Origin of the sequence: Mycobacterium sp. (assembly GCF_049280035.1) — a bacterium.
Lineage (GTDB): Bacteria > Actinomycetota > Actinomycetes > Mycobacteriales > Mycobacteriaceae > Mycobacterium.
In genome coordinates this window covers 1-3,155 of sequence record NZ_JBAPPI010000205.1, presented here as the reverse complement: position 1 = coordinate 3,155, position 3,155 = coordinate 1, and the positions used below count along the sequence as shown (strand labels likewise).

4 protein-coding genes are annotated in these 3,155 nt (G+C 62.6%); 1 reads left to right on the top strand and 3 read right to left on the bottom strand.

Annotated features, from left to right (window positions below; all coding sequences use genetic code 11):
- Together WAN71_RS06680 and WAN71_RS06675 are read right to left on the bottom strand one after the other, a co-directional pair.
- Window positions 1-1,248, bottom strand: a 1,248-nt coding sequence (locus WAN71_RS06680) for a GAF domain-containing protein (RefSeq protein WP_422224580.1), incomplete at its 3' end; no start/stop codon positions are given.
- A 126-nt stretch (window positions 1,249-1,374) separates the two neighbouring features.
- The gene (locus WAN71_RS06675) at window positions 1,375-1,602 is read right to left on the bottom strand and encodes a hypothetical protein (RefSeq protein ID WP_422224579.1); all 228 of its coding nucleotides are present in this window, start codon (window positions 1,600-1,602) and stop codon (window positions 1,375-1,377) included.
- Window positions 1,603-1,814: 212 nt separating this feature from the next.
- On the opposite strand from WAN71_RS06675, the gene WAN71_RS06670 reads away from it, so the two are divergent.
- Window positions 1,815-2,240 (top strand): hypothetical protein, encoded by a 426-nt coding sequence (locus WAN71_RS06670; protein WP_422224578.1) that lies wholly within the window; start codon window positions 1,815-1,817, stop codon window positions 2,238-2,240.
- A 28-nt stretch (window positions 2,241-2,268) separates the two neighbouring features.
- Here the strand turns inward: WAN71_RS06670 and WAN71_RS06665 are convergent.
- Window positions 2,269-3,155: PecA family PE domain-processing aspartic protease (locus WAN71_RS06665; protein WP_422224577.1), on the bottom strand; the 887-nt coding region annotated here is incomplete at its 5' end.

Here is a 3,155-nt window from a genome sequence, read left to right as displayed (position 1 = left end):
GGGAGCGAGTAGGTCGCCGTCGCGCAACGAGGTCAGCATCTGGCGTGTTTCGGATGACAGGTCGTCCCACTGCGAGGGCTCGCCGACCGAGATCAGGTCCGGCGCGGCGGCGGACCTGTGGGCAGGGAAGATGACCGCCAAGACGCGGCGGGCCCGCCAGAGTCGACGTAATTCCTCGGCTGCGGCTCGCAGCGCGTCATCGACGGTGTCGGCCTGGGCGAGTTGCTGGTTGAGCGCATGTTCGCGACTTGCCGCCAGCGCCAAGGCAATAGCGGCGTGTTGAGCGAAGTCACTGACCAGCTCCAGGTAATCGGTGCCGAATGGCGGCTGCAGTGGTCGGCGTGCGACTGCAATCACGCCAAGCACGCTGTCGTCCGCAGTCAGCGGCATGACGATCGCCGACCGTTCACCGACATCGGTGAAACCCTCGATCGGATACTGGAAGGAATCAGTGATTAGCGGTAGACCGCGACGCGCAACGCCTCCCGTAGTGGAGGCGTCCATCGGAACCTGGCGACCAATCACCTCCGAGGCGTACCGGCCCGCCGTAGCGGCTACGACAAGGGTGTCGACTTCATCGGCGGGCAGATCGGGTTCACTCGGAACCAGCAATATCGCCTGCTCAGCATCGGCCAACTCCAGCGCCCGGTTCACGATGAGCTGCAATGGCCCCGTCTGTGGGTCGCCGGACAGCAGCGCGCTGGTGATCTCGCGACTGGCATTTGTCCATTTCGCCGATTCACGTTGCCGCTCGAAAAGCCGCGCATTATCGATTGCGGCGGCCGCCGCCGTCGCCAATGCCCGCACGGCGGCCTCCTCGAAGTCGGAAAACACTCGGCCGAGCCGGTCGTCGGCCAGATAAAGGCTCCCGAAGTCAGCTGCGCGCACGGTAATCGGTATCGCGAGGAGTGCCCGCAACGCCGGAGCGTGTGCCCGCAACCCGGCGGCCTGCGGATAAGCACTCAGGTCCTCGACGCGGAGACCTCCACCCACCGGCAAATCGCCGAGCCGCCGCGCGGTGGCGTCGTCGATCCCCGCTTGGACGAATGTGACGAGAGTGCCGTCAGACCCGCGGATACCCAGCGCTGCGTAGCGCGCGCCGGTCAGCGCCATCGCCGAATTGACGACTCGGTGCAGCGTCACATCCAGGTCCAAATCGGAACCAATCCCGACGATGACCTGCACCAGTTTTTCCATCTGGTCGCGAGCTGCCACCAGCTCGTCAAGATGTTCACGCGTTCGACTCATCGGCTCACGCCAGCTCTGCCCGGTGAATACAGATCCACCCCCTTCACTTCCCCATAAATCCAAAATCTAATCTCTCCAAAGCCAAGCGATACCGCTCGAGGCGGATGGCTTTGGGCAGGCGACCACTTAAGACGGTGTGCCGAGCGTGAACACGTTGAGTTTGTAGCTGTTGACGACGGCGGGAAGGAGCCGGGCCAGCAGCGGCAGACCGTAGCGGTAGCGCGCGGGCCAGGAGCAGCGGCAATTGTGTCGAGCACCGAACCCACCAGCATCGTGCAACCGCGGTCGGTCGGCGAAGAAACGTCGGCGCAGCGCGATCGTGTCGGAAAGATCAAGATCGGACCACCGGACCATATCGTTATCGAGACGATCGAACCGGTCAGCAGTGTCTCTTGCACATGGCCCAGCTCGGGCGCGAGCTTGGATGCTGTCGATGAGTTGTACAACATAAGGACGGCACGGAAATGTCTACGCAACAACGCGTCACGGTAAGCGGGTCCAGCAACCGTCGTCGCAGGAATGACCTGATCTGGGCCGTAACGGCTTTCGCCGGCTATACGTCGGTGATGCTGGCGCTGGAGCGACGGATGCACCGCTCTGGCGGGCCGGGCATCATTGCATTCGAGTTGGCGGGCAATGCCACACGCGCACAACGGATTATGAGCGCATGGGGAGACGATGGCCGGCGCGCGGCGCGCCGTTCCGTCCAGCTCGATTTCGGCTACATGGCCACCTATGGCGCCTTAACCGCCCTGCTGGTGGACTCCGCCCGCCGCCGGCTAGGCCACCCGGCCGCGGTTTGCCTTGGTGTCATTCCCGCTGTTGGCGCCGATGCACTGGAGGGGGTTGCACTATTAAATATCCTGGGCGGCAACAAGATTAACGACAATGCGCGTCGCGCCCGAGGCGCAGCGATCACCAAGTTCGTAGTGCTCGTCGGCTCACTGCTGTACACCGCCGGAGCCTACCTTTCACGGCGGAATCGAGATTAAGGTGAGATGGTTTTCGGCTTGACGGCCGTTAGGAATCGAAGGTTGTCGTCCCGTAACCGCTCGGGCCCTCGCCCACGTACACCGGTCCCAGATAGAAGGGGATGTATCCGGAATTCGCCGCACCTCCCGTCGTAACAAATGGCCCATCGGTTGCGGTCGTCGTGTACGAGTACAGCAGCGTCTCACCGTTGCTGGTGTAGACCGAAATGGTTATTCCCGCCGGGATAGTTCCCGAGGTCTGACCGGTGTCGAGCACCGATGACGGGAACCATCCGGTCAACCCACCGGAATCGATTGCGACGGAAATGTGTTCGAGCGGTCCGTTACCGATCTTTACGTCCAGGGTGGCGGTCGGGGCTCCGGCGATCGAGATGGTGCTGGTTAAGGGGTTGGGGCCGAACTCCAGCACGCCCTGGGATTCGTTGATGAGCGCACCCTGATCAAGGGTGCCCGGCAACGCTGTGATCACAGTGCTGGTGCCCGGGAACCCGTTGTCAGGCCCAATACCCAAAACGCCGACCGCGCCGGTGGAAGAAAAGTAGTTTTCGAAAGCTGACGTCGATTGGGTAGTGACAAGGTCAACGGCGGTCGGCGAGGTGACGAGGCCATTGCCGAAACTCACCGTCGTGTCGTACGTATCGTAGGAATACGACAGGCCGCCGCTGTAACCCGCGGCGCCCGAATAGACTTCGCTGCCAAGGCCTTGTGTTGGGACGTATTGGGGTTCGATGACAAGTCCAGTGGATCCGGTGTCAACTATTACGGGTTCCATCGGTCCGCCGTTTACCGAGATGTATGCCACGGGCTGATTGAGGGCATTCATCGTGAAATGGATGGTTGCGTTCGCCAACGTGGGCGTGCCATCGGTGCCGCCGGGGGTACCGCCGGATCCGCCGGCGCCGTTGATGCCGGGCG

Bases quoted from the DNA above. Each gene is read 5' to 3' on its own strand.
- WAN71_RS06675 (WP_422224579.1), bottom strand. From the start codon at position 1,602: ATGGTCCGGTGGTCCGATCTTGATCTTTCCGACACGATCGCGCTGCGC.
- WAN71_RS06670 (WP_422224578.1), top strand. From the start codon at position 1,815: ATGCTGGCGCTGGAGCGACGGATGCACCGCTCTGGCGGGCCGGGCATC.